This is a genomic window from Pseudoxanthomonas sp. F37 (genome assembly GCF_022965755.1).
Taxonomy (GTDB): domain Bacteria; phylum Pseudomonadota; class Gammaproteobacteria; order Xanthomonadales; family Xanthomonadaceae; genus Pseudoxanthomonas_A.
The window spans coordinates 790,413-815,478 of record NZ_CP095187.1; the positions used below are offsets into that span (position 1 = coordinate 790,413).

The 25,066-nt window shown below is 69.8% G+C and carries 28 protein-coding genes and 1 other RNA gene; 11 read left to right on the top strand and 18 right to left on the bottom strand.

The window, feature by feature from the left end; genetic code table 11:
- The first annotated feature begins 234 nt into the window (after positions 1–234).
- Positions 235–1,620 (top strand): S8 family serine peptidase, encoded by a 1,386-nt coding sequence (locus MUU77_RS03575; RefSeq protein ID WP_245091650.1) that lies wholly within the window; start codon positions 235–237, stop codon positions 1,618–1,620.
- Between the two features lie 102 nt (positions 1,621–1,722).
- Complete coding sequence (locus MUU77_RS03580) at positions 1,723–2,301, top strand: LON peptidase substrate-binding domain-containing protein (RefSeq protein WP_245091652.1); 579 nt, start codon at positions 1,723–1,725, stop codon at positions 2,299–2,301.
- A 33-nt stretch (positions 2,302–2,334) separates the two neighbouring features.
- Here the strand turns inward: MUU77_RS03580 and MUU77_RS03585 are convergent, their stop codons facing one another.
- Complete coding sequence (locus tag MUU77_RS03585; protein WP_245091654.1) at positions 2,335–4,341, bottom strand: bifunctional DedA family/phosphatase PAP2 family protein; 2,007 nt, start codon at positions 4,339–4,341, stop codon at positions 2,335–2,337.
- A gap of 129 nt (positions 4,342–4,470) precedes the next feature.
- Between MUU77_RS03585 and MUU77_RS03590 the strand changes: the two genes are divergently transcribed.
- From MUU77_RS03590 to MUU77_RS03605, 4 genes are all read left to right on the top strand, one after another.
- A complete protein-coding gene (locus MUU77_RS03590; RefSeq protein WP_245094203.1) occupies positions 4,471–5,067 on the top strand; it encodes a phosphotransferase in 597 nt (198 codons plus the stop codon).
- Between the two features lie 126 nt (positions 5,068–5,193).
- Positions 5,194–6,009, top strand: a complete 816-nt coding sequence (locus MUU77_RS03595; RefSeq protein WP_245091656.1) for an NAD(P)-dependent oxidoreductase — start codon at positions 5,194–5,196, stop codon at positions 6,007–6,009.
- Between the two features lie 13 nt (positions 6,010–6,022).
- Positions 6,023–6,460, top strand: coding sequence for a VOC family protein (locus MUU77_RS03600; protein WP_245091658.1), 438 nt, complete (start codon positions 6,023–6,025; stop codon positions 6,458–6,460).
- A gap of 25 nt (positions 6,461–6,485) precedes the next feature.
- A complete protein-coding gene (locus tag MUU77_RS03605; RefSeq protein WP_245091660.1) occupies positions 6,486–7,022 on the top strand; it encodes a cysteine hydrolase family protein in 537 nt (178 codons plus the stop codon).
- A 9-nt stretch (positions 7,023–7,031) separates the two neighbouring features.
- Here MUU77_RS03605 and MUU77_RS03610 read toward each other — a convergent pair whose 3' ends face one another.
- Positions 7,032–7,910 carry an ion transporter gene (locus MUU77_RS03610; RefSeq protein WP_245091662.1) on the bottom strand — a complete coding sequence of 293 codons (879 nt, stop codon included), beginning with the start codon at positions 7,908–7,910 and terminating at the stop codon, positions 7,032–7,034.
- A gap of 109 nt (positions 7,911–8,019) precedes the next feature.
- On the opposite strand from MUU77_RS03610, the gene MUU77_RS03615 reads away from it, so the two are divergent.
- Complete coding sequence (locus MUU77_RS03615) at positions 8,020–9,249, top strand: acetylornithine transaminase (protein WP_245091664.1); 1,230 nt, start codon at positions 8,020–8,022, stop codon at positions 9,247–9,249.
- Here MUU77_RS03615 and MUU77_RS03620 read toward each other — a convergent pair.
- The 6 genes from MUU77_RS03620 to thiE form a co-directional block, all read right to left on the bottom strand.
- Positions 9,176–10,531 (bottom strand): HAMP domain-containing sensor histidine kinase, encoded by a 1,356-nt coding sequence (locus tag MUU77_RS03620; RefSeq protein ID WP_245091666.1) that lies wholly within the window; start codon positions 10,529–10,531, stop codon positions 9,176–9,178. The genes MUU77_RS03615 and MUU77_RS03620 overlap by 74 nt on opposite strands.
- Positions 10,528–11,217, bottom strand: coding sequence for a response regulator transcription factor (locus MUU77_RS03625; RefSeq protein ID WP_245091676.1), 690 nt, complete (start codon positions 11,215–11,217; stop codon positions 10,528–10,530). Before MUU77_RS03625 ends, MUU77_RS03620 begins: the two co-directional genes overlap by 4 nt.
- A gap of 3 nt (positions 11,218–11,220) precedes the next feature.
- Entirely contained in the window at positions 11,221–12,345 is a 1,125-nt protein-coding gene (locus MUU77_RS03630) for a DJ-1/PfpI family protein (protein WP_245091678.1), read from the bottom strand.
- A 70-nt stretch (positions 12,346–12,415) separates the two neighbouring features.
- Positions 12,416–13,045 (bottom strand): HAD-IA family hydrolase, encoded by a 630-nt coding sequence (locus MUU77_RS03635; protein ID WP_245091680.1) that lies wholly within the window; start codon positions 13,043–13,045, stop codon positions 12,416–12,418.
- Positions 13,042–14,334: a glutamate-1-semialdehyde 2,1-aminomutase gene (hemL, locus tag MUU77_RS03640; protein ID WP_245091682.1), complete on the bottom strand. Its 1,293-nt coding sequence runs from the start codon at positions 14,332–14,334 to the stop codon at positions 13,042–13,044. The genes MUU77_RS03635 and hemL overlap by 4 nt, the downstream gene beginning before the upstream one ends.
- Before the next feature lie 101 nt (positions 14,335–14,435).
- The gene (gene thiE / locus MUU77_RS03645; protein WP_245091684.1) at positions 14,436–15,071 is read right to left on the bottom strand and encodes a thiamine phosphate synthase; all 636 of its coding nucleotides are present in this window, start codon (positions 15,069–15,071) and stop codon (positions 14,436–14,438) included.
- A gap of 35 nt (positions 15,072–15,106) precedes the next feature.
- Between thiE and MUU77_RS03650 the strand changes: the two genes are divergently transcribed.
- Positions 15,107–15,328, top strand: a complete 222-nt coding sequence (locus MUU77_RS03650; protein WP_245091686.1) for a rubredoxin — start codon at positions 15,107–15,109, stop codon at positions 15,326–15,328.
- A gap of 113 nt (positions 15,329–15,441) precedes the next feature.
- Here the strand turns inward: MUU77_RS03650 and MUU77_RS03655 are convergent, their stop codons facing one another.
- The 3 genes from MUU77_RS03655 to MUU77_RS03665 all read right to left on the bottom strand — a co-directional run bounded on the left by MUU77_RS03655 (position 15,442) and on the right by MUU77_RS03665 (position 17,262).
- Positions 15,442–16,290: a SirB1 family protein gene (locus tag MUU77_RS03655; protein ID WP_245091688.1), complete on the bottom strand. Its 849-nt coding sequence runs from the start codon at positions 16,288–16,290 to the stop codon at positions 15,442–15,444.
- Between the two features lie 38 nt (positions 16,291–16,328).
- Positions 16,329–16,775 carry a DUF192 domain-containing protein gene (locus MUU77_RS03660; RefSeq protein WP_245091690.1) on the bottom strand — a complete coding sequence of 149 codons (447 nt, stop codon included), beginning with the start codon at positions 16,773–16,775 and terminating at the stop codon, positions 16,329–16,331.
- Positions 16,776–16,836: 61 nt separating this feature from the next.
- Positions 16,837–17,262, bottom strand: coding sequence for a hypothetical protein (locus MUU77_RS03665; protein WP_245091692.1), 426 nt, complete (start codon positions 17,260–17,262; stop codon positions 16,837–16,839).
- Positions 17,263–17,424: 162 nt separating this feature from the next.
- Here MUU77_RS03665 and MUU77_RS03670 point away from each other — a divergent pair, with 162 nt between their 5' ends.
- Entirely contained in the window at positions 17,425–17,814 is a 390-nt protein-coding gene (locus tag MUU77_RS03670) for a hypothetical protein (protein WP_245091694.1), read from the top strand.
- Between the two features lie 23 nt (positions 17,815–17,837).
- Here the strand turns inward: MUU77_RS03670 and rpiA are convergent, their stop codons facing one another.
- The 7 genes from rpiA to MUU77_RS03705 all read right to left on the bottom strand — a co-directional run bounded on the left by rpiA (position 17,838) and on the right by MUU77_RS03705 (position 22,993).
- A complete protein-coding gene (rpiA, locus tag MUU77_RS03675; RefSeq protein WP_245091696.1) occupies positions 17,838–18,488 on the bottom strand; it encodes a ribose-5-phosphate isomerase RpiA in 651 nt (216 codons plus the stop codon).
- Positions 18,489–18,603: 115 nt separating this feature from the next.
- Positions 18,604–19,071, bottom strand: a complete 468-nt coding sequence (locus tag MUU77_RS03680; protein ID WP_245091698.1) for an EVE domain-containing protein — start codon at positions 19,069–19,071, stop codon at positions 18,604–18,606.
- Positions 19,068–19,694, bottom strand: a complete 627-nt coding sequence (locus MUU77_RS03685) for a 5-formyltetrahydrofolate cyclo-ligase (RefSeq protein ID WP_245091700.1) — start codon at positions 19,692–19,694, stop codon at positions 19,068–19,070. Before MUU77_RS03685 ends, MUU77_RS03680 begins: the two co-directional genes overlap by 4 nt.
- A 178-nt stretch (positions 19,695–19,872) precedes the next feature.
- Positions 19,873–20,059, bottom strand: a non-coding RNA gene (gene ssrS, locus MUU77_RS03690) — 6S RNA.
- An 84-nt stretch (positions 20,060–20,143) separates the two neighbouring features.
- A complete protein-coding gene (locus MUU77_RS03695; RefSeq protein ID WP_185894202.1) occupies positions 20,144–20,440 on the bottom strand; it encodes a cell division protein ZapA in 297 nt (98 codons plus the stop codon).
- Positions 20,437–20,658, bottom strand: a complete 222-nt coding sequence (locus tag MUU77_RS03700; RefSeq protein ID WP_245091702.1) for a TIGR02449 family protein — start codon at positions 20,656–20,658, stop codon at positions 20,437–20,439. The genes MUU77_RS03695 and MUU77_RS03700 overlap by 4 nt, the downstream gene beginning before the upstream one ends.
- Before the next feature lie 139 nt (positions 20,659–20,797).
- Positions 20,798–22,993, bottom strand: a complete 2,196-nt coding sequence (locus MUU77_RS03705; RefSeq protein WP_245091704.1) for an EAL domain-containing protein — start codon at positions 22,991–22,993, stop codon at positions 20,798–20,800.
- 202 nt (positions 22,994–23,195) lie between these two features.
- Between MUU77_RS03705 and MUU77_RS03710 the strand changes: the two genes are divergently transcribed.
- Complete coding sequence (locus tag MUU77_RS03710; protein ID WP_245091706.1) at positions 23,196–23,738, top strand: UPF0149 family protein; 543 nt, start codon at positions 23,196–23,198, stop codon at positions 23,736–23,738.
- Positions 23,738–25,060 carry an aminopeptidase P N-terminal domain-containing protein gene (locus MUU77_RS03715; protein WP_245091708.1) on the top strand — a complete coding sequence of 441 codons (1,323 nt, stop codon included), beginning with the start codon at positions 23,738–23,740 and terminating at the stop codon, positions 25,058–25,060. Before MUU77_RS03710 ends, MUU77_RS03715 begins: the two co-directional genes overlap by 1 nt.
- The last annotated feature ends 6 nt before the right edge of the window (positions 25,061–25,066 follow it).

The window sequence follows — 25,066 nt, forward strand, 5'->3', positions numbered from 1 at the left end:
GGCCACACATCAACCTGACACCTACAGCTGCCTGTCGATCGGCAGGGGGTGCTACCTGCGATGGGCCTGATGCGCGCGCGCCGGACGGGACATGCGGATCGGTATGGAACATGCGGCCGTTGATGTGGCCGGGTTCGACGCCGACTGACGTGGCGAGCACGGAAATTCCAAGGGATTAAAGTTGTGCGACGCGCGGCCACGCCGCGTCCTTCGTCCATTCACAGGAGATGCCGCATGACCCGACTTGCACAGGCCCTTGGGCTCGCCATCGCCACGTTCGCATGCACTACGACAGCGAGCGCTGCAACCTACGTGGTGACCGCAAACAGCCACAGTTTCGACAAACAGCTCTCCGATCGGGTCGAGGCGGCCGGCGGTCGCATCGTCGCGCGCCTGCCGCAGATCGGCGTGGCGATCGTGGAATCGGACAACCCGTCGTTCGTCGCGACGGCGGGGCGGATTCCCGCGGTGCGCTCGGCCGTGGCTGACATCGCGATCCAGTACGACCTGCCCGCCGCGGCGGAACAGGTCACCGCCGATTACGCCAATCCGCCTGCATCCGGCGACAACGACGGCTTCTTCGATTTCCAGTGGGGCCATGCCGCGATCGACGCCGCGGGCGCCTGGAACGCGGGTTACCGGGGCGCCGGTGCGACGGTCGCCGTGCTGGATTCCGGCGTTTACTGTACGCACGTGGACATCATCCCCAATCTCAGTGCCGCCAAGTCGGCGTCGTTCGTCGCCGGACAGACCTACTGCAACACCAGTGGCAGCACGCACGGTACGCACGTGATGGGCACCATCGGCGCGGCGGATAACGGCATCGGCACGATCGGCGTCGCGCCCGAGGCGGAGTTGATCGCGGTGAAAGTGCTGAATCCGGTCACCGGCAGTGGCTCGTTCGCCGCCATCATCCAGGGCATCGTGCATGCGGCCGACGCCGGCGCCGACGTCATCAACATGAGCCTAGGCGTGAACGGCGGCTTGCCGGTGGGCGGCAGCGAGGTGGCGGAACTGATCAACGCCACGGCGCGTGCGGTGCGTTACGCCAACAACCAGAACGCCACCGTGGTTGCCTCCGCCGGCAACGACGGCCGCGACCTGGACCACGACAGCGGCCGGGTCTGCGATACCGATGGCACCTGCACCACGCTGAACCTCAGGTCGTTCCCGGGCCAGTTGCCGGGTGTCATCACCGTCAGTGCGTTGGGCCCGCTGGCCTGGCTGAAGAACCCGGGCGCCACGGACTTCGACGTCCGGGCCAGTTACAGCAACTACGGACAGTCCGCCATCCACTTCGGCGCACCGGGCGGCAACTACGACTACCCCGGGACGGAGAACTGCACGTTCAAGGGAATCGTGCGTCCTTGCTGGGTATGGGACATGGTGTTCAGTACCACGTCCGGGACCTCGGGCTACGGTTGGTCCGCGGGCACCAGCATGGCGGCACCCCATGTTGCGGGGGTTGCGGCGCTGATCGTCGGCAAGCACGGCGGCGAACTCTCGCCGGCGGCCGTCGAGCGCATCCTGCGCGCGTCCGCGGACGATCTGGGCAAGCCGGGCAACGACGCCACATTCGGGGCGGGACGCGTGAACGCGCGGCGTGCCGTCACGCAGTGATGCGTTGACCTGCCCTGCCAGCAGCCAGGGCCACGCCGGTCACGGCGTGGCCTTTTTCGTTTCCACCTCCCCGCACGGAACACCGGCCCTTAAACTGCCCGCATGCATTCACCAGAATCCCTGCCGCTGTTCCCGCTGCACCAGGTGTTGCTGCCGGGTGCGGCGATGGACCTGCGCATCTTCGAGCGGCGCTACCTGGACCTGGTGCGCGACTGCGGGCGCTCCGGGGGCGGGTTCGGTGTGTGCCTGATCCTGGAGGGCGGCGAAGCCGGGGCGCCTGCGATACCGGCGGCCTACGGCGTGGAAGCCCGCATCGAGAACTTCGACATGGGCGAGGACGGGCTGCTGTCCCTGCGCGTGCGCGGCCACCGGCGTTTCCACGTGGTCCGCACCCGCGTGCGCGACAACGGGCTGGTGATGGCGGACGTGGAATGGCTTTGCCCCGACGAGGAAGGGGAGATCCGCCCCGAGCACGCGCTGCTGGGCACCCTGCTGCAGACCATGATGGAGAAGGTCGGCACCGACCTGAGCAGACTGCCGCCACGGGTCTTCGAACGTGCGGGCTGGGTCGGATGGCGCCTGGCCCAGGTGTTGCCGATCACGCCCGAGCAGCGCGTGTCCATCCTGCAGGAAGACGACGTGCATGCCCGGCTGCAGCGCCTGCTGGAGTGGATCGACTGACCCCGGCCCTCCTGCGAGCACCCGCCTGCCAAGTCAGGGCGGGGCAGCCCCGTCCGCCGTGCAGACCCGCAGCACCGGCAGCCCGGACGCCGGATGCGGCGCGATGGCATGGTCGAGTCCGGCGGTGGCCCGCGTCACCGCATCCAGCGCCGTGCGGGCTTCGCGCAGCGGCCGCCACAGGCGCACCAGGTTGAAGGCGCGTTGCTGCTGCAGCACCTGGGCGCTGCCGATCCACAGCGGTACGTCGCCCGGCGACAGGCGCGTATCGGCCGGCCACAGGCGCAGCACGAACACTTCGCCGGCCTGGTCGCCCTTGCGCACCATCAGCAGGCTTTCGGCGCGCGTGTCGAGCGTGGCGGGGAGCACGGGCTGCTCATCGTCGGGCAGGTCGCTGTCGAGCAGGTTCAGGGCCTCTTCCCATCCGGCCTGCGGCTGCTCGCGCCATCCGTCGGCGGCCAGGCTCGCCTTCAATGGCGCCAGCGGACCGGCCACCTGCACATCCAGCGGCCAGCGCTGTTCGTCGTCGAACTCGTTGCGGCGCGCGGGCAGCGACTGCCAGCCCTGCGTCCACCAGTCCTGCAGGGCGACGCTGCGCTCGATGACCGGCGCCTGGAACTGCGCCAGCATGCGCTCCACGTTGCGTGGCGCGTGCCACAGTCCCGCCAGCACGAAGCTGCCGTAGAAGAGCCATGCGATCGGCTTGATCCAGAACGATCGCACCATGCGGCGGCGGTAGGCGATGCCCAGCACCAGCAGCCATACCAGGCCGAACAGCATGCCGCCGATGACGTCGCTGAGCCAGTGCGCACCCAGGTAGAGCCGCGCGAAGCCGATCAACGCCACGACGATGCCGGAGACCAGGTAGGGCCAGACCCGCGTGCGCCCCGGCAGCTCGCGTGCGATCAGCACGGCGAAGAAGCCGAAGATGATGGTGGACATGGTCACCGCGATCGACGGGAAGCCGAAGCCGCTGCTCACCGACGGCGGTTTGGGAATGTCCACCGACGCCCCCAGCCAGGCGGTCAGCGCCAGACCGAAGGCCAGCGCCGCCAGCCAGTGGCCGGCCGCCATCCAGCGCTTGCGCCAGCACAGGTAGGCCAGCACCAGCAGCGAGACCGGCGCCAGCACTTGTTCGTCGCCCAGCGAGGCCAGCGCCGCCAGGGGACGGTCGGCCAGCGGATTGCGCAGGGCCTGCATCAGCTCATGCACCCACAGGTCCATGGCCAGCGGCTCGCCATGGCCGATGACGATGATCAGGAAGGCGAACCACACCCATACGATGGCCAGCAGCAGGATCGCCAGCAGGGCCAGCGGCACCGATTCGCGCCGGGTGGGATCGAAGACCGCGGCGGTGTGGCGGCCCAGCACGGGATGCGCGTGCGACCAGGCCAACGCGCGCGCGAGCAGTGCATCGGCATGCGCGGCGAACCAGCGATAGGTGTACAGCACCAGCGCCCATGCCAGGGCCAGCACCACCACCAGCAGGCCCAGCACCAGGGCCAGGCGGCCGGCCACCGCGGCGACGGCGTCGTAGGCATGGCCCAGCACCCAGCCCGGCAGCAGGAACGACACCGCCCACGCCAGGCACGCCGCCGCGCTGGCGGTGCCGTACCGGCGCAGCGGCATCCGCGAGATGCCGGCCACGGCCGGCACGAACGGACGGATCGGGCCCACGAAGCGGGCCACGAAAATGCTCTTCCATGCGTTGCGGCGGAACAGCACCTCGCCCCGGTCCAGCAATTGCGGATAGCGGCGGAACGGCCATACCGCCCGCAGTTGCGGACCCCAGCGGTGGCCCACCCAATAGCTGCTCGCGTCGCCTATCAGCGCGCCCAGCATCGCGCACGCGACGGCATACGGCCCCGAGATCTCGCCCAGCCCGATCAGCACGCCCACGGCGAACAGCAGGGGCAGCGCAGGCACGATGGCGCCCAGGATGATCACCGCGTCGCAGAAGGCGATGGCGAAGATCACCAGCCCTGCGGCCACGGGATGCGCGCTGATCCAGGCCAGCAGGTTGTCCAACCAGGAAGATTCCATCGCGGGATTATAGGCGGCGCCCGCTGACCGGCGTCGCGTGCCTGCCGACGGTAGAATGACCGGGTGGACCTGCGCCCGCCTTCCGAAATCGCCGCCCTCAAGGCCGACAGCTTCGGCCGCATCTCGCTGATGCAGGGCGGGGAGGGCCCGTTCGTACGCCGCGATCTGGCGCATGTGCCGCTGTGGTTGAGGCTGCCGGCCTGGTGGCTGGCGCGGCGCGAGGCGCTGGCGTTGCGCAAGGTCGCCGGGATGGCCGACGTGCCGCAGTTGCTGGCCTGGAGCGGGCGCCGGCTGGACCGCAGCTACATGGAAGGCGCGGCCATGTACCAGCGGCCGCCGCGCGGTGACCTGGCCTACTTCCGGGCCGCGCACCGGTTGCTCAAGCAGCTGCATCGCCGCGGCATCGCCCACAACGATCTGGCCAAGGAAGCCAACTGGCTGGTGCTGGCGGACGGACGCCCGGCGATCATCGACTTCCAGCTGGCCACCCGCGGCCATCCGCGCTCGCGCTGGATGCGCCTGCTGGCGCGGCAGGACCTGCGCCACCTGCTCAAGCACAAGCGCACCTACTGCGCCGCATCCCTCACCCCCACCGAGAAGCGCGTGCTCAAGCGCACGTCCTGGCTGCGCGACCTCTGGTTCCGCACCGGCAAGCCGGTCTACCGCTTCGTCACCCGGCGCCTGCTGAAGTGGGAAGACAACGAAGGGCAGGGGCCGAAGCCGTGATGCCCGCGGTGTCCCTCTCCGCAGGAGCGCCCCCTGGGCGCGATGCTTTTCGTTCCGCACAGAGATGGAGCATCGCGCCCAGGGGGGCGCTCCTACCATGAACGTTGACCGCCACAAGGAAATGCCATGACGCTTGCCGGCAAGACCCTCTTCATCACCGGCGCCTCGCGCGGCATCGGCCTGGCCATCGCCCTGCGCGCGGCACGCGATGGTGCCAACGTGGCCATCGCCGCCAAGTCGTCGGTACCCAATCCCAGGCTGCCCGGCACCATCCACACCGCCGCGCAGGCGGTCAACGAGGCCGGCGGGCGCGGGCTGGCGCTGAAATGCGACATCCGCGAGGAGGACGACGTGAAGGCCGCGATGGCCGCCACCGCCGACACGTTCGGCGGCATCGACATCCTGGTCAACAACGCCAGCGCCATCTGGCTGGCCGGTGCGCTGGACACGCCGATGAAGCGCTTCGACCTGATGCAGCAGGTCAACGCGCGCGGCAGCTTCCTGTGCGCGCAGGCCTGCCTGCCGTACCTGAAGGACGCCGCCAATCCGCACATCCTGACGCTGGCGCCGCCGCCGTCGCTGGACCCGAAATGGTGGGCGCCGCACACCGGCTACACGCTGGCCAAGATGGGCATGAGCTTCGTGACGCTGGGCCTGGCCGGCGAGTTCGGGCCGCAGGGCATCGCGGTGAATGCGCTGTGGCCGCGCACCATCATCGCCACCGATGCGCTGAACATGATACCCGGCGTGGAAATCCCGCGCTGCCGCACGCCGCAGATCGTGGCCGATGCCGCGCACGCCGTGCTGGTGCGCCAGGCGCGCGGCTTCCACGGCCGCTTCCTCATCGACGAGGACGTGCTGCGCGAGGCCGGCGTCGCCGACTTCTCCGGCTACGCCGTGGATCCCTCGCAGTCGCCGCTGCCCGACCTGTTCCTGGACTGACCCCGAGCTCACCATGAAATACCTGCACGCGATGATCCGCGTCCACGATCTGGACGCCACGGGCCGCTTCCTCACCCACGGCCTGGGCCTGCGCGAAACCCGTCGCATGGACAGCCCGCAGGGCCGGTTCACGCTGGTGTATTTCGGCGCACCCATGAATCCCGAAGCGGAAATCGAGCTGACGTACAACTGGCCGCCGGAAGACGGCAGCCCGCCCGAGGACTACGGCAGCGCCCGCAACTTCGGTCATCTGGCCTTCGAAGTGGACGACATCTATGCGCTGTGCGCGCACCTGCAGTCGATGGGCGTCGCCATCAACCGCCCCCCGCGCGACGGTCGCATGGCCTTCGTGCGCACGCCGGACCTGATCTCCATCGAACTGCTGCAGAAGGGGGCCGCACTGCCGCCGCAGGAGCCTTGGCTTTCCATGCCGAATACGGGAAGCTGGTGACACGTCCCCACCAGGAATCGCGCAGATGAACCTCGCCCTGCTCGTGATCGATGTGCAACGCGGCCTGTTCGAGCCGCAACCGCCGCCGGCCGATGCCGACGCGGTGGTCCAGCGCATCAACGCGCTGTCGGCGAAGGCGCGCGAGGCCGGCATGCCGGTGGTGTTCGTGCAGCATGAGCGCGCGGGCGACCTGGAAGCCGAATCGCCCGGCTGGGCGTTACATCCGGGCCTGCAGGTGGCCGAAGGCGACTATCGCATCCGCAAGGCCACGCCGGACGCCTTCCTGCGTACCGGCCTGGACGAAGTGCTGTCGTTCTGCGGCGTGGAAGGCCTGGTGCTGTGCGGGTATGCCACCGAGTTCTGCGTGGACACCACCGCGCGCAGCGCGGCGGCGCACGGCTATCACGTGGTGCTGGCGGCGGACGCGCATACCACGCACGACAAGGCGCACGCCGATGCCGCGCAGATCCGCGCCCACCACAACGCCACGCTGCCGGCCATCCGCAGCTTCGGCGTCAGCATCCGCGCGCTGCCTGCCGGCGAGATCGCATTCGCCGCCTAGGCGGACGGGTCAGCCCATCGGGACGGGCAGGCGCGCGCCGCACCGGCGGCAATGCAGCGCGTCGGGGTCGTGGCCCTCCAGGCCGCACCCGGGGCAGCCGCGGCGGTCGAGGGGGCCGCGCTCGTGCGAGGCCTCGCGCAGGCTGCTGGCCAGTTCGGCCGTGTAGATGCCGGTAGGCACGGCGATGATGCTGTAACCGATCAGGATCAGCACCGAGGTGATCGCCCTGCCGGCCGTGGTCTGCGGCGCGATGTCGCCGAAGCCGACGGTCGCCATGGTCACGATGGCCCAGTACATGCTGGTGGGGATGCTGGTGAAGCCGTGTGCCGGCCCCTCCACGACGTACATCAGCGCGCCGAAGATCACCACCAGCGTCAGCACCGCGCTGAAGAACACCAGGATCTTGCGCCGGCTGCGCCACAGCGCGGTGGCCAGGATCCCGCTTTCCTCCACGTAGCGCGTCAGCTTGAGGATGCGGAACAGGCGCAGGATGCGCAGGATGCGCACCACCAGCAGGCTCTGGCTGCCGGGAACCAGCAGCGACAGGTAGGTCGGCAGGATCGACACCAGGTCGATCACTCCCCAGATGCTGAGCGCATAGCGCAGCGGATGCTTCACGGTGGACAGGCGCAGCGCGTACTCCAGCGTGAACAGCACGGTGAAGCACCACTCGATGACGTACAGCGTGCGCGCGTATCGCGCGTGGAAGCCGGCCACGCTGTCCAGCATGATCACGCCCACGCTGGCCAGGATCGCCACCACCAGCGCCAGGTCGAAATTGCGCGCCGGCGGCGTGTCGTGGCGATAGATGATGTCGAACCAGCGGTGGCGCCAGCCCTGTTCGGCGGCCGGCTCCAGTGGGGTCTGCGGCGGCGCGGGTGTCTTCATGCCCCGATGATGCCCCAGCTGGCCCGCGGACGGACCCATCGCCGGGGGATCGCCTGCGGCGGGCGCCCGCATGCGTCACAATGACGCCCTCTTCACGCCGACCCCTGCCATGAGCACCACCACCGCCGACCTGCTGGCCAACGGCCAGCGCTATTACCTGCCGGTGTACCGCCCGCGCGAAGTGATCCTGGAGCGCGGCCAGGGCGCGCGCGTCTGGGACAGCGAGGGCCGCGAGTACCTGGACCTGTCCGCCGGCATCGCCGTGTGCGGGCTGGGCCACAACGATCCGGACCTGGTGGCCGCGCTCACCGAGCAGGCCGGCAAGCTCTGGCATACCAGCAACGTGTTCTACAGCGAACCGCCGCTGCGGCTGGCCGAGGAGCTGGTCACGGCCTCGCGCTTCGCCGAGCGCGTGTTCCTGTGCAACTCCGGCACCGAGGCCAACGAGGCCGCCATCAAGCTGGTGCGAAAATGGGCGGCATCGCAGGGCCGCGCGCCGGACCAGCGCGTCATCGTGACCTTCCGCGGCAGCTTCCACGGCCGCACGCTGGCCGCGGTCACCGCCACCGCGCAGCCCAAGTACCAGGAAGGTTACGAGCCCTTGCCCGGCGGCTTCCGCTACGTCGACTTCAACGACGTGACCCAGCTCGAGATCGCCATGTCCTGCGGCGACGTGGCCGCGGTGATGCTGGAACCGGTGCAGGGCGAGGGCGGGGTGATGCCGGCCGCGTCGGGTTTCCTGCGCGCGGTGCGCGAGCTGTGCGACCACCACGGCGCGCTGCTGGTGCTGGACGAGATCCAGGCCGGCATGGGCCGCACCGGCACGCTGTTCGCGCACTGGCAGGATGGCGTGGTGCCCGACATCGTGACGCTGGCCAAGGCGCTGGGCGGCGGGTTCCCCATCGGCGCGATGCTGGCAGGCCCGAAGGTCGCGCAGGCGATGCAGTTCGGCGCCCATGGCACCACCTTCGGCGGCAACCCGCTGGCCGCGGCGGTGGCGCGGGTGGCGCTGCGCAAGCTGTCATCACCGCAGATCGCCAACAACGTGGCGCGCCAGTCGGCCGCGCTGCGCCAGGGGCTGGATGCGATGAATGCGGACCTGGGCCTGTTTTCGCAGGTGCGCGGCCGTGGCTTGATGCTGGGCGCCGTACTGGACGCCCGCTACGCCGGGCGTGCGGGCGAGGTGCTGGACCTGGCGGCCGCGCACGGCCTGCTGATGCTGCAGGCCGGGCCCGACGTGCTGCGCTTCGTGCCGTCGCTGAACATCACCGACGAGGAAGTCGGCGAGGGCCTTGGTCGTCTGCGCGCGGCGCTGGGGGCGTTCGCGCAGCCGGGTTGAGCCTCGCGCCCGGGCGGAGCGGGAGGTGGGCCACCGTGCCGTCCTCCCCGTGTTCGAAGCGCAGCTCGATGGCGTGCCGCTCGCACAGCCGGCGCACGATCGCCAGGCCCAGCCCGAAGCCCGCGCTGTCTTCGCCTTTCGCGAAGGGCGCGAAATCGTGCTCAGCGACGGCGGCGCCGGGGTTGGCGATGCGCAGCGCATCGCCGTCGCCGGTGATCGCGATGCGCCCCGCGCGGGTGTGCGCGAAGGCATTGCCCACCAGGTTGGCCAGCAGGACCTGCAGCACCGGCGCCGGCAGCGTGCTGGTGAGGTCGCCCGCGACGTCCACGCCCACCTCCACCGGCTTGCCTTCCAGCAAGGGCGACTGTTCGACCACCACGCGTTCCAGCACCGGCAGCACCGGCGTGTCCGGCGCCGCGGCCGGCGGTTCCTGTTCGCGCGCCAGCGCCAGCAGCAGAGCGATGGTCTGCTCGAGATGCGCGGCCGACTGGCCGATGTGGTCGACACTGGCGCGCGCATCCGCGCCCAGGCCGGGCGTGGCGGAAAGGCGTTCGCTGGCGGCGCGGATCACGGTCAGGGGCGTGCGCAGTTCGTGGCTGGCATCGCGGGTGAACTCGCGTTCGCGCTCCACGAAGGCACGGATGCGGGCGATCAGGTCGTCCAGGCGGCGGGCGAGCAGCCCGACTTCGTCATCCGGGAAGCCGGCCGCGAAGTGCGGCGGCAGTCGTTCCGGCGTCGCGTCGCCGACGGCCTCGGCCAGCCGCGAGAGCGGTGCGGTGGTCCGCCGTGCCAGCCAGCCGCCCACCAGCAGCGCCAGCGCCACGGCGATGGCGCCGGTCCAGGCCAGCAGCTGCAGCATCTCCGAGCGCATCGGCCGGACCGCCAGCAGACCGCTGACCTCCGCCACCAGCCAGGCGCGCGGCGCGGGTGCGGGAGGGTCCAGTGCGCGCAGGTGGTAATGGCGTCCCCGCGTGCCGGCGAACTCCCGGCGCGCAGGTTCCTCGCCCAGCACGTCGCCGATGCCGTCGGGCAGTGCGTCGGTCCGCTCCACCACGGCCATGAAGCCATTGTGTGGCGGCGACCAGCGCCCATGGGTGGCGTAGTGCGCCGCTTGCGCAGCGGCTTCGCGCTCGAGCAGGGTGTCGAACAGCCGATCTTCGACGGTATAGACGAAGAGCAGCGCGTAAAGGCCGAACAGCGCGGCCAGCAACAGCGTGAAGCCGGCGAACACCAGCATCAGCCGGTTGCGCAGCCGTCGACGCGGCAGGGTGGATGCGCTCATGCGTCCGCCTGCAGGCGGAAGCCCACGCCGTGCACGGTCTTCAGCATGGGCGTGGCGAAGGGCTTGTCCAGCGCCTGGCGCAGCAGGTAGAGGTGCGTGCGCAGCGGATCGGAGTCCGGCGGCGCATCGCCCCACAGGCGCTGGATCAGTTCGCTGCGCGTGAGCGTGCGCGGCCACGCTTCGGCCAGGGCGAGCAGGATCTGATAGGCGGTCTGGTGCAGCGCGAGCGGCAGGTCATGGCGCGCCGCCTGGCCCTGCCGGCGGTCGATGCGCAGGCTGCCGATCCGCAGCACGTGCGTCTGGCCGCTCCGGTGGCGCACGGTCAGCGCCTGGCAGCGCGCGAGCAGTTCCGCCGCGGCGAACGGCTTGACCAGGTAGTCGTCGGCGCCGGCGCGGAAGCCCTGCAGTTTGTCCTCCAGCGCATCGCGCGCGGTCAGCATCAGCACCGGGACATGGCGATCGGCCAGCGTGCGCAGGCGCTGGCACAGGCGCAGGCCATCAAGCCCGGGCAGGCCCACGTCGAGCACCAGCACGTCGGGCGGCGCGTCGAGCGCCATCTGCAATCCGGCCAGGCCGTCCGAGGCGAACTCGACCGCCATGCCGCCGTCGGCGAACAGCCGCTGCAGTTGCGCCCGCAGCAGCGCGTTGTCTTCGATCACCAGGATGCGGGCCGCCGGTGCCGCCATCGTTCAGCCGTCGATGCGTTGCAGGAGGGCCTTAGCTTCGGCCATGTCCGGCTTGCCCGCCAGCACCTGACGCAGCAGCGATCTGGCCTGCTCCCGTTCGCCCAGGCGCAGATGCGCCCGTGCGGCGCCGAGCTTCAATTCCGGTTGCGCCATGTACGGCATCGCCAGCTGCATCAGCCGCAGGGCGTGGCGCAGGTCCTGGTCATCGGCCGCGGTCTGTGCCTGGTAGTACCCGAGCATGCCCAGCAGGTCGACGTGGTAGCGCGCGCCATCGGTCGCCAGTGCGGCGGCGGCAGCCCCCGCATCGCCCGCGCGCGCCTGTGCCGCCAGACCCATCGTCAGTTCGTCGCGCCACGGCGTCCGCGCCACCGGCGTGCGCCCCATGGCGCGGAGGATGGCCTCGGCGACGCCGGGGGTGGAATACGGATTCTGTCCGGTGACCAGGCGGCCATCCACCACCACCTTCGCCATCATCAGCGGCGCTTCCTGCCAGTGCGCGCCGCGCGCGCGCAGGCGGTCCTCGAGCAGCCACGGGAACTCCTCCGCCCAGCGCTTGCCGAAGACCGCCTCTTCCTCGTTGCTGAATCCGGTCACCGCCTTGCCCTGCACCAGGGGCGTGCCATCGCCCAGGCGCACCTCGGCCAGGGCGGCCGGTCCGTGGCAGACCGCGCCGATCACCGCGCCGCGTCCGTAGGCATCGCCCAGCAGCGATGCGAGCGCCGCATCGCGCGGCAGGTCGAACATGGCGCCCTTGCCGCCCACGACGTAGATGGCCGCGTAGTCGGCCGCCTTCACCTCGCGCGTGGACCGCGTGGCCGCCAACATGCGCATGGCCTGCGTGTCGGCCAGCAAGGCGGCGTTGAAGGGTTCCTTCGGGTTGTACGGGTCCGCCTCCACCGCGCCACCCCTCGGGCTGGCCACGTCGATGGCGAAACCGTTGGCCTTGAAGATCAGCCAGGCCTGGGACAGTTCGTCGAACTCGTAGCCCGGACGGGCCTTGCCGTGGTCGCGGCCTTCGCCGCTGACGACGATCAGGATCCTGCCCGCATCGGCCGCGTGCAGCGGTGCGGCCAGAGCGGCCAGCAGGAGTGTGCAGGCCAGGTGGAACGTGCGTGGAATGAAGCGCATGGCGACGAGGCTCCGGTGGGTGGGCACCAGTGTCCTGTCGCCGGATCAATCAAGGTTCAAACCAGGCCGCTCACCAGCCGGTCTGCGGCCCGAAGGCGTAGCGCTTCAGCGCCTTCCCCAGCGTGCGTGCGTCGGTGACGGTCTCCGCGTGCAGGCCGGCCTCGCGCGCGCCCTGCACGTTGGCGAACCTGTCGTCGACGAACAGCGTGCTGGCGGCGTCCCAGCCCAGCCGTTCCAGCGCAAGCGTGAAGGTGGCCGGTTCCGGCTTGCGGCGCTGCAGGCCGCCGCTGGTCAGCACGCGGCCCTCGATCCGTACCGCCAGCGGCGCGACGATGCGCGGAATGGCCTGCGTCATCAGGGCCCCGTTGTTGGTCAGCACGCCCATCGCCACGTCCGGGTGCAGCGCGGCGACACGGGTCAGCACGTCCTCCATGGCCGTGCTGCCGGCCATCCGCGAGGCGATCCATGCGGCCTCGTCGACGGCGGCACCGATCCCTTCGCCGATCCGGCGCAGGTACGTCGCCGTGTCGACACCGCCGCTGTCGTACTCCACTTCCAGTCCCGACGAGAACAGCACCTCGCGCACGCGCTCGTGGCCGCAGCCGGCATGCGCGGCGAGGTGTGCGATGCGGACTTCGTGCCGGTAGTGCGCCAGCACGCCGTCGAAATCGAACAGTACCTGCCGGATCCGCGGCTTCATCCCGCGGCGACCACCTTGAAAGCGTCCCGCGCGGCGGCGATCGTCGCTTCGATGACCTCGGGCGTGTGCGCGCTGGACATGAAGCCGGCCTCGAACGCCGACGGCGCCAGGTACACGCCGCGCTCGAGCATGGCGTGGAAGAAACGGTTGAACGCCGCGGTGTCGCAGGCCACGGCCTGGGCGTAGGTATCGACCTGCTGGTCGGTGAAGAACAGGCCGAACATCGCGCCCACGCGGGTGGCGGTCAGCGGCACGCCGGCCTCGCGCGCGGCGGTTTCCAGGCCTTCGCATAGCGCGGCCGTCGCCGCGGCCAGCCCGTCGTGGAAACCCGGTGCCTGGATCAGCTCCAGCATCGCCAGGCCCGCGGCCATCGCCACCGGATTGCCGCTCAGCGTGCCGGCCTGGTAGATCGGGCCGGCCGGCGCGATCTGCTGCATCAGCTCGCGACGGCCACCGTAGGCGCCCACCGGCATGCCGCCGCCGATGATCTTGCCGAAGGTGGTCAGGTCCGGCGTGATGCCGTAATGCGCCTGCGCACCGCCCAGGGCCACGCGGAAGCCGGTCATCACTTCGTCGAAGATCAGCAGCGCGCCGTGCTGCGTGCACAGCGCGCGCAGGTGCTGCAGGTAGCCCTCGCGCGGCGGCAGGCAGTTGGCGTTGCCGACCACCGGCTCGATGATCAGGCAGGCGATCTCGCTGCCGTACTGCTGGAACAGCGCCGTGGCACCCTCGAAATCGTTGTAGCTCAGCGTCAGCGTCAGTTCGCTCAGGCCCGCCGGCACGCCAGGCGACGTCGGCACGCCCAGCGTCAGCATGCCGCTGCCGGCCTTCACCAGGAACGAATCGCCATGGCCGTGGTAACAGCCTTCGAACTTGACGATGCGGTTGCGGCCGGTCGCGCCGCGCGCCAGGCGGATCGCCGACAGCGTGGCCTCGGTGCCCGAGTTGACCATGCGCACCATTTCGCACGACGGCACCAGCCGGGTGATGGTTTCCGCCATCGTCACTTCGGCCGGGCAGGGCGCGCCGTACGACAGGCCGTTCTGGATGGCCGCCTGCACCGCCTCGCGCACGGCCGGGTGGTTGTGGCCCACGATCATCGGACCCCACGAGCCCACGTAGTCGATGTAGCGGTTGCCATCCACGTCATGCAGGTAGGCGCCGTCGGCACGCTGCACGAAGAACGGCTCGCCCCCCACCGACTTGAACGCGCGCACCGGTGAATTGACGCCCCCGGGCAGCAGCTGCTGGGCGCGGGCGAAGAGGGCGTGGGACTGGTCGTGGTTCATGGGAGGGTCCAGAAGAAGGGAAATCACGGTGTGGGAGCGAGGCAAGTCGCGATGGACCACCATCGGCGCATCACCGCGACTGGCTTGGCTCCCATAAAGCTTCAGCCAGCGAAGGCTTGACGGTATGCCCGCGCTGCGGCCACCGGATCGGCCGCCTCGAACACGCCGCCGATCACGGCCACCAGGTCGGCGCCGGCCACCACCAGCGGGCCCATATTGTCCGGCGTTATGCCGCCTATCGCCACCCGCGGCACGCCCAGCGCGGCGGCCTCGGCCAGCAGGGCCGGCGCGGCGCGTCGTGTCGTGTTCTTGCTGGTGGTCGGGAAGAAGGCCCCGAACGCGACGTAGCTGGCGCCTGCGGCCACCGCGCGCTCGGCCCGCGCGGCATCGTCGTAGCACGAGGCACCGACGATGGCGTGCACGCCCAGGCGGCTGCGTGCGGCGGCGATGTCGCCATCGTCTTCGCCCAGGTGCACGCCGGCGGCACCGATGGCCTCTGCCAGGGACAGGTCGTCGTTCACGATCAGCGGCACGCCCGCCTGCGCACAGAGCGCCTGCAGGGCGGCGGCCTGCGCGTGGCGCCGAGCGGCGTCTGCGCCCTTCTGCCGGTACTGCAGCCAGGTGGCCTGCGGCAGCACCGCGGCCACGCGCGCCAGCAGGCGGGCGGTGTCCGGCTCCTCCGGGGTGATCAGGTACAGCCCGCGGGCGGTGCGGGCCGATGGCGGCAGGGGTGTCATCGGCGAACTTCCGGTGCGTGGGCGGCGATGGGACAATGGCCGCTCCTCCTAGCCGGCATTATCCCGTGACCGACGCCACCGCCACCATCTACCGCAGCTGGATGTGCGTGGTCTGCGGCTTCATCTACCACGAAGCCGACGGCCTGCCGGAAGAGGGCATCGCCCCGGGCACGCGCTGGGACGACATCCCGGACGACTGGACCTGCCCCGACTGCGGCGTGGGCAAGGACGATTTCGAGATGGTGGAGCTGGAGTGAGCCGCGCTCCGTAGGAGCGCCCTTGGGCGCGATGCTCCTGCTCCTGGCGTGATCGAGCCAAATGCATCGCGCCCCAGGGCGCTCCTACAACGGCGTCGGCAAGCGCTTCGCGGTCAATGCATCCGCGAAGTGCGCACGGCGCTGAGTTCCACCAGTTGTTCGCGCAGTTCCGCTGCGTCCTTCGCCTCCGGTGAGAGGTGCAGGTAGCGCGCCAGGTCGCGCTGCGCACCGGCTTTGTAATCCATCTTCAGGTAGGCCTGGCCGCGGTCGCGCAGGGCATCGGGCTGATCGGGCGTGAGCTTGAGCACGCGGTCGGCGCAGCGGGCGGCGCGGTCCCATTCCTCGCGTTCGGCATAGACGCCGTGCAGGTTGCGCAGCGTGCGCACGAGGATCGCGCGGTGCGATGCCGGGTTGAGAATGTGCAGCAGCGCGGCATCGTCGGGGATGTCGCCGCCCAGGTGCGGCTTGGCGCGTTCACGCAGTTCGTCCACGCCGAGCGGACGGCCGCCGTTGAAGGGGTCCATCACCAGCAGGCCGTCGTCCACCGGCAGGCGCACCAGGAAGTGGCCGGGGAAGGACACGCCGTCCAGCGGCACGCCCAGCCGCCGCGCGACCTCCATCTGCACCATCGCCAGCGACACCGGATTGCCGAGCCGGCGCTCGAACACCTGGTTGAGGTAGCTGTTGCGCGGGTCGTAGTACTCGTCGTGGTTGCCGGTGTAGCCCAGCTCGTCGAACAGATGGCGATTGATGGCGGCCATCTTCAGCGGCCACGGTTCGATCGTGGCGATCTCGTGGCGCAGGTGTTCGGCGTGGCTCTGGGCCAGCGTGTCGTAGAGGTCGGGATCCAGGTCGGGGTACTCGTCGCGCGCGATCAGCAGCGCGGTTTCCAGCAGCGGCACCGTGTCATCGGCCTGGCTGGCCAACGCATTCCATTCCGGCAATGTCAGTCGATCCCCCATGCCGACAGACTGGGGCCAATCCCACCGCGAATCAAGCCTCAGCGGACGGGCGGAATGCCTTTGCCGAGGGTGAGCTCCGCTCCCTCCTGGAGCTTCAGGCGGTCGGCTTCGCCGGCATTCAGTTCCAGCACGTAACGGGCCGGTTTGTCGCTGGGATAGGAGGGGCAGCGGTTGCCGCCCGAGCACGGCGGGACGTTGCGCTGCTGGGTCACCAGCTTGCGGGCGTCGTCGAAGTACAGGATGTCCAGCGGAATGCGGGTGTTCTTCATCCAGTAGGCCTGCGGCGCCTCGGCCTCGTGGATGAAGAGCATGCCGGTGCCATCTTCCAGGCGGTCCCGGAACATCAGTCCGCGGGCGCGCTCGGCGTCGTCATCGGCGATTTCGACCCGGAAACGCTCGCCACCGACCTCCACCCAGGGACTCCCGCTGGCACAGGCGCTGAGCAGCAGGGAGAGTGCGAGCAGGGGCCACGGTCGGGGGTGCATGTCGGAGTCCGGCATCCAGGGAGGCGCGTAGTTTAGCGCCGTGCGCGGCGTGCGCTCCTGCCTACGCCTGCAGCAGGCGCGCGGCGATGCGTTCGGCCACGTGGCGGTTGTCCCGGTAGTAGGACGCGTTGTCGGCCAGCGCCTGCCAGCGTTGCTGGTCCTGGAGGTGATGGCGCACCTGGCGCAGCACGCCATCCGTCAGCCGCGCAGCCGCGGCCGCGTCGGTGCGCTGCGCAAGCTGCAGCAGGTCCAGCAGCAACAGGATGCCCTGGTGGCTGCGGTCGGCCTGCTGCCGCGCGGCCACGAACAGGCGGTCCAGGCTGGCGGGTGTCAGCCGGGCAAGGCCCGGGTCGGCCAGGCTGTGGCCGGGGTCGGCCTGCAGCAGGTGCAGGGCGTCGTCGAGGGGAGCGAGGGGTGGCGTCGGGGGCGTCCCTTCATGCATGCCAGCCGAGGCTGATGCAGTGGACTCGTCGGTCTCGGTGAGCATCAATCGACAGTTCCTTGTGTCGGTGGGAAAGCCGTGGTCGCCGGCGCCCGGGTGGGCCGTGGCGCCGATCCGCAGCACGCCCCACTTTATTAACCCAATAAGTGTACGTCAATTAAATTAAGTGGTGAATATGTGTGACATGTCGCCGCTAACGTTTCCTGCATGGGCAACGAGCGCGAAAAATTCTCACAGCGACTGGCGCACGCCATGCAGCAGGCGGGATACGAGCCGCGGCCCACCGTCCTGTTCCACCTGTTCAACACGCACTACCGCGGACGCTCCGTCAGCGTGCAGACCACCTCGCGCTGGCTGGGGGCCCAGGCCATTCCCGCGCAGGACAAGCTGCAGGTGCTGGCGGACCTGCTGGGCGTGGAACCGCATGCGCTGCGCTTCGGCAGCACCCCGCGATCGCGCGTGGCGGAACCGCGGATCGCCTGGCCGGCGGGTGTCGGCGGCCGTGAGCGGCAGACGATCGACGCCTATCTGCAACTGCCGCCCAAGAAGCGCGAACTGGTCGGCGAGCTGGTCAAGGCGCTGTCCGACGGCGCCTGAGCCCACCCCGGTTCCGCACCCGCTCAGCGCAGGACGACCGGCGGCTCCCCGCCGACGATGACGATGTCGGCCGGCCGGCGGGCGAACAGGCCCACGCTGACCACGCCGGGGATCTGGTTGATCTCGCGCTCCATCGCCACCGGGTCGGTGATCGACAGGTTGTGGATGTCCAGGATCACGTTGCCGTTGTCGGTCACGGTGCCGTCGCGCCAGACCGGCTGGCCGCCGGTGAGCGCCAGGATCTCGCGTGCGACCAGGCTGCGGGCCATCGGGATGACTTCCACCGGCAGCGGGAATCTGCCCAGCACCGGCACCTGCTTGCTGGGGTCGACGATGCAGACGAACTGCTTGCTGGCTTCGGCGATGATCTTCTCGCGCGTCAATGCCGCGCCGCCGCCCTTGATCAGGCGCTTGTGAGGGTCGCATTCGTCGGCGCCGTCCACGTACAGCGACAGTGTGCCGGTATGGTTGAGGTCCAGCACCTCGATGCCGTGCTGCCGCAACCGCGCGGTGCTCTGTTCGGAGCTGGACACCGCGCCCTTGATGCGGTCCTTGACCCGTCCCAGCGCGTCGATGAAGAAGGCGACTGTGGAGCCGGTGCCCACGCCGACGATCATGCCGTCCTCGACGAACTCGATGGCCTTTTCGCCGGCCAGGCGCTTTGCTTCGCTCATGATGTCATCTCAACAGGGGAAAGGGTGTAGGAGCGCCCCATGGGCGCGATGCTCTTGATGGGTCATGCCGGAAAGCATCGCGCCCATGGGGCGCTCCCACGGCCAGGCGGAAAGCTCATTCCAGCGCCAGCAGGAACTTCCACTGCGCGGCGGTGACCGGCAACACCGACAGGCGGTTGCCGCGCTGGGTCAGCGCGAAGCCGTCGCCGAGGGCATCGGCATGCTGCTTGATTTCGTCCAGCGCGATGGTGCGCGCCAGCTTGCGCTCGAACTTCACGTCCACCAGCGACCAGCGCGGGTCTTCGCGCGTGCTCTTCGGGTCGTAGTAGTCGGACCTGGGGTCGAACTGGGTGTCGTCCGGATACGCCACGGTCGCCACGGTGGCCGTGCCGACGATGCCCGGCTCCTTGCAGTTGGAGTGGTAGAACAGCACGCCGTCGCCGACCTGCATGCTGCGCATGAAGTTGCGCGCCTGGTAGTTGCGCACGCCGTTCCACGGCTCGGTGCCGACCTTTTCCAGGTCGTCGATGGAGAAGGCGTCCGGCTCCGACTTCATCAGCCAGTAGCGCTTGCGGGCGGTCATGCTGGGGCGTCCGGCAAAGGGGAGGAAGGAAGTAGCGTATCGCGCTCGGAGCAGATGGCATCCAGCGGCACGTCCCAAGCCTGCGCGCCGACCGCGTCGATGCGCTGCGCCTCGAAGCCGACACCGACCAGCCAGGGCGGCGCGGGACGTTGCAGGCGGGGCGCCAGCGTGCGGTCGTACCATCCGCCGCCCATGCCCAGCCGGTGGCCGGCGCCGTCGAAGCCGACCAGCGGCACGGCGATCAATGCCATGTCCGTGGCGAGCAGGCCCGAGCGCGGATCGACATCCGGTTCGGGAATGCCGTAGCGGTTGGTCACCAGCTCATCGCCCGGTCGCCAGGGGGCGAAGCGGAGCGTCTCGTCGTCGGCCAGGACGGGCAGGCAGTAGACCAGGCCGGGGGGCAGGCGCAGCTGCCAGCTGTGCAGGCCGATTTCGCCATCCATCGCCCAATAGCCGGCGACGTAACCCTGGGCCGGAAAGAACGGGAGTGCGAACAGGCGCGTGGCCAGCGCATCGGCGCCGGCGATGCGCTCGGCGGCGGGCAGGGCGCGGCGGCGCGCACGCAGTTCACGGCGCAGCGTGTCGCGCTCGGCGGCCAGGGCGAAGGAGGGGGAGTCGGGCATGCGCGAATTTTACGGCATGCGTACCGGCGTTGCCGGTGGGACCGCGGGAGCGGCGTCAGTCACGGCCCTGCGCGTCGGATCCCTGGTGCAATCGGCTTCATTTCGAAGTCATCCCGCTCATGGGCGGGTGCAACTGGACCGGCCGGGTCGCGGCTGATGCCGCTGCCGCGGGAAAAATACGTCCTCCGCCATGCACGATGTTCGCGAAACGACCTTGAACCCGGGGTTCAAGTGGGAAGGTTGGGTGACCATCGGGCTTTCCGCTGCGAGGCAGACTTGCACTCCCGGTAACCGTCACCTTCCCGTGGTCGTCATTAAGGGACAAGGCGAATGTTTGCGCGCACTGTCGAGTACAGCAGAGGACGCGTGGGCAGTATAGCCAATGCCGCGTTTTTGCCTAGCCCGTTCGTCGGCCGATTCAGTGGGCAGTCGGTGTGGTGCGCACTGCGTTATGGCGTGCCCAGCGCGCTGTCCAGCTTGCGGTGCAGATCCTGCAGCGTGCGTTCGACTTCGCGGTTGCGTGCCTGCTGCTCGTCGCGCAGCTGCTGCAATTCGTGTGCCAGATTGAGGGCGGCCAGCACGGCCACACGGTCCACCGCCGCCATGCGGTTGCTGCCGCGCACCTCGCGCATGCGGCTGTCCAGCAGCTTGGCCGCCGCCATCAGGCTGGAACGTTCATCGGGCGCGACGCCGACGGTGTACTCGCGGTCCAGGATATGGACGCTGACCGGTTCGGTGGCGCTCATGTGTGCTGCTCCAGCGACTTCAGGCGGCTGATCATGGCTTCCACGCGCGAGCGCGCCTGTTCGTTCTTGGCCAGCAGCTGCGACCGCTCGCCGACCAGGTGCTCCTGCTGCTGGCGCAGGCTGCGGTTCTCATCCGCCAGGCGCTGGCAGCGGTCGGCCAGGTCCTGGATGCGCGTACCGAGCGCGCGGAGCTGGTCGAGAAGGTCGGCGTTGTCCATGGCGGGCACATTAGGCATGCGGTCGGTGGCCGGTCAAGCGGCCGGGGCAGCCACCACCCTGTAGGAGCGGGCCATGCCCGCGATGCTTTTCGGTCGGACCACGCAAGAGCATCGCGGGCATGGCCCGCTCCTACGGGGGTCAGGAGGCCACGCGCATGCCCGAGCCGGGGTAGTACTCGCGGATGAAGCGCAGGCACTGGTCCGCGCCCAGCGCCTGCGAGACCCAGTGCCCCTGTACTTCGTCGCAGCCGTGGTTGCGCAGGAACTCGTACTGGTCCCAGGTCTCCACGCCCTCGGCGACCACCTTCAGGGCCAGCGACTGTCCCATCGTGATGATGGTGCTGGTGATCGCCTCGTCGTCGGTGTCGTGGGTGAGGTCGCCGATGAACTCGCGGTCGATCTTCAGGGTGGTCAGGGGCAGGCGCTTCAGGTAGGCCAGCGACGAATAACCGGTGCCGAAGTCGTCGATGGCCAGCGAGATGCCCAGCCGGCGGCACGCGCGCAGGGTGTCGGCGTTCTGCTCGGGGTGGGTCATGATGACGCTCTCGGTGAGCTCCAGCTCCAGCCGGTTGGCGGGAATGCCGGTCTCCTGCAGCGTACGCGCCACTACCGCCTGCAGGTCGCCGCGCTGCAGCTGGGTGGACGAGACGTTGACCGCCATCGACAGCTCCTCCAGGCCCTGCTCGTGCCAGTCCCGCAGCGTCAGGCAGGCCTCGCGCAGCGCCCAGGCGCCCAGTTCGAGGATCATCCCCGATTCCTCCGCCAGCGGGATGAACTGCGCCGGCGAGACCATGCCGAACTCCTTGCTGTCCCAGCGCAGCAGGGCCTCCACGCCGGTGACGCGCTGGCGCGAGATCGACAGCCGCGGCTGGAACACCAGCGAAAGTTCGTTGCGGTCGATCGCCCGCCGCAACGCGCTGGCCAGGATGGCGCGGTGACGGTTCTTCTCGTCCATCGACTCGGAATACACCTGGTAGGTGTGCCGGCCCATCGCCTTGGCCTGGTACATCGCCGTGTCGGCGTGCTTGAGCAGTTCGGTGGGTACCTGCGCATGCTCGGGGTACAGGCTGATGCCGATCGAGGGCGATACCGCCAGCTCCAGCCGTTCGCCGAAGTTCAGCGGCGCGTGGAAGGCGTGGATGATCCGCTGCGCCACGTCTTCGGCGTCGGGCATGCCGTTGATGTCCTCCAGCACCACGGTGAACTCGTCGCCGCTCAGCCGCGCCACGGTGTGCTGGGTGCCCACGGTCTGCTGCACGCGCGCGGCGGCCGCGCGCAGGATGCGGTCGCCGGTGGCGTGGCCCAGCGAGTCGTTGATGTCCTTGAACCGGTCCAGGTCGATGAACAGCACGGCCACGTGTCCGTGTTCGCGGCGGGCCCGCACGATGGCGCGCGACAGGCGCTCGGACAGCAGCGAGCGGTTGGGCAGGCTGGTCAGCGTGTCGTAGTTGGCCAGGTAGCGCAGTTCCTGCTCGGCGCGCTTCTGCTCGGTGATGTCGGTGAGCACCTGCACGTAGATGGGGCGTTCGCCGCTGGCGTCGGGCACCACGTTGGTCTCGATCCGGCAGAGGATCTCCTCGCCGTCCTTGCGCACCTTCCACACCTCGCCGGACCAGCGGCCGGTCAGGCGCAGTTCGCGGTTCATCCGCTCGAAGAAGGCGTCCTCGTGCTGGTCGCTGTCCAGCATCGTCATCGGCTGGCCGATGATCTCCTCTTCGGCGTAGCCGGTGATGCGGGTGAAGGCCGGGTTGATGGTGATGAACTGGTGCGCCCAGTCCAGCACCGCCACCGCCTCGTTCATGCTGCGCATCACCTCGCCGGCGATGCGGTGCTCGTACTCCGCGTTGCGGCTGGCGGTGATGTCGCGCGCGGTGCCGGCGATGCGCACCGGCTGGCCGTCGGCGTCGCGCTCCACCACCCGGCCGCGGGCGCGCACCCACACCCAGGTGCCGTTGCCCTGCATGTCCATGCGGTGCTCGGAGGTGAAGATGGGCGCCTTGCCCTGCAGGTGCAGGCGCAGGCGCTCCATCACCAGGGGCAGGTCTTCCTCGTGGATGGCGGGCACCTCGCCGTGGCGGGTGAGCACGGTGATGTCCGAGGTCTGCACCGCGGTTTCGTCCGCCCGCATGCGGTACAGCCTGCGCTGCACCAGGTCGTAGTCCCAGAACTGTTCGCCCGAGGCCCACAGGGCAAGCTTCAGGCGTTCGTCGCGGTTGCGCAGCGCGTCGCTGCGCAGCGGCTCCGGCGGCGCCTGGCGGGCCGCCAGCCAGTCCTGCCACCAGCGCCGCGTGCCGATCGCCACCACGCCCAGCAGCACCGCGCCGGCGAGCAGCATGACCGGCGCTCGGGACGACAGCGGGGACGCCGTTGCGAGGACTGCAGCGACAGGAAGGGCGAGCATGGAGGTGGACGGGCTGTCCGGGCCGAGGCGATACCGGAGTGTAGGCATGCGTACGCATGCACAACAAGCCGGGATGCGGCTTTTCGTTGGTACACTTGCGCGGGTGTCCGAAACCCGTGGCGGATTGCGTTCTTCTATGCCCGACCTTCCCGATATCGCCGCCGTCGACGCGGCTTCCCGCCAGTTGGGACTGGCCATGGACGCCTCCGAGCTGCACGGCGTGCTGTGCGGCTGGCTGGCCGGCGGTGGCGCCACCGACGGCACCTGGCTGGCGCGCGCGCTGGCCGACGATGCCCTGCCCGCGCCCGCGCCCGGCAGCGTGCTGGACCAGCTGCGCGAAGCGGCCATCGTCCAGCTCGAGGACCGCGGCTTCTCGTTCGACCTGCTGCTGCCTGCCGCCGATCATTCGCTGGACGAGCGCGCCGAAGCCCTGTTTTCCTGGTGTCGGGGGTTCCTGGGCGCGTTCGGGCTGGCGGCCGGCGCCGCGCCGCCGCTGTCGGAGGAGGGCGGGGAAGCGCTGCAGGATCTGGCGCGCCTGGCCAAGGCCTCGGCCGAAAGCAGCGAAGACGAGGAAGACGAGGACGCGCTGGCCGAGCTGGAAGAGTTCGTGCGCGTGGCGGCCCTGTTGCTGCATGGCGATTGCGTGCTGGGGCCCCGGCACCGCCGGAGCCTGAACTGATGAAGGCGCTGACCGGCATCGCCGCGGCGGAGTTCGCCCGCCGGCGCCGGCAGTTGATGCGGATGGCGGGCGCGGATGCCATCCTGGTGCTGCCGGCCGCGCCGGAACGGGTGCGCAGCCACGACACCCACTACCCGTACCGCCAGGATTCGGATTTCTGGTACCTGAGCGGCTTTCCCGAGCCGGACGCGGTGCTGGTGCTGGTGCCGGGCCGCAAGCATGGCGAGGCCATCCTGTTCTGCCGCGAGCGCGACCCCGAGCGGGAAGGCTGGGACGGTCCGCGCGCCGGCCAGGACGGCGCGGTGAACGACTACGGGATGGACGATGCCTATCCCATCGACGACCTGGACGAGATCCTGCCGGGGCTGCTGGAAGGGCGCTCGCGCGTCTACTACCACTTCGGCCGCGATGCCGACTTCGACCTCAAGCTGATCGGCTGGGTGCGCCACGTGCGCGCGCACGTGAAGCAGGGCGCGCAGCCGCCGCACGAATTCCTGGAACTGGGCCACCTGCTGCACGAGTTGCGCCTGTTCAAGTCGAAGGACGAGGTCAAGCTGATGCGGCGCGCCGCCGACATCAGCGTGCATGCGCACCGGGCCGCGATGCGCGTCGCGCGCCCGGGCATCCGCGAATACGAACTGCAGGCCGACCTGGAACGCGTGTTCCGCGCCCACGACGCCTGGCCCGCCTACAACAGCATCGTCGGCGCGGGCCGCAATGCCTGCGTGCTGCATTACCGCGCCAACACGGCGCAGGCGCGCGACGGCGAGCTGGTGCTGATCGATGCCGGTGCCGAATACCGCGGCTACGCCGCCGACATCACCCGCACGTTCCCGGTCAACGGACGCTTCACGCCCGCGCAGCGCGCGCTGCACGACCTGGTCGGCGCCGCACAGCGCGCCGCATTGGGCTGCGCGCGCGTCGGTGTGCCCTACGAGGCCGGCCACGTGGCCGCGGTCGAGACGCTGACCGAGGGGCTGCTCAGGCTGGGCCTGCTGAAGGGGAAGCTGGAAAAGAACCTGGCCGAGGGCTCGTACCGCCGCTTCTACCGCCACAAGACCGGCCACTGGCTGGGGCTGGACGTGCACGACGTGGGCGATTACCGCATCGACGGCGAATCGCGCCTGCTGGAACCGGGCATGGTGTTCACCATCGAGCCGGGCCTGTACGTGTCCCACGACGACACCACGGTGGATGCGAAGTGGCGCGGCATCGGCATCCGCACCGAGGACGACGTGCTGGTCACCGCCGAGGGGCCGGTCGTGCTGACCGATGCGCTGGCCCGCAGCGCCGACGAGATCGAAGCGGAGATGGCGGCCTGACCGCGG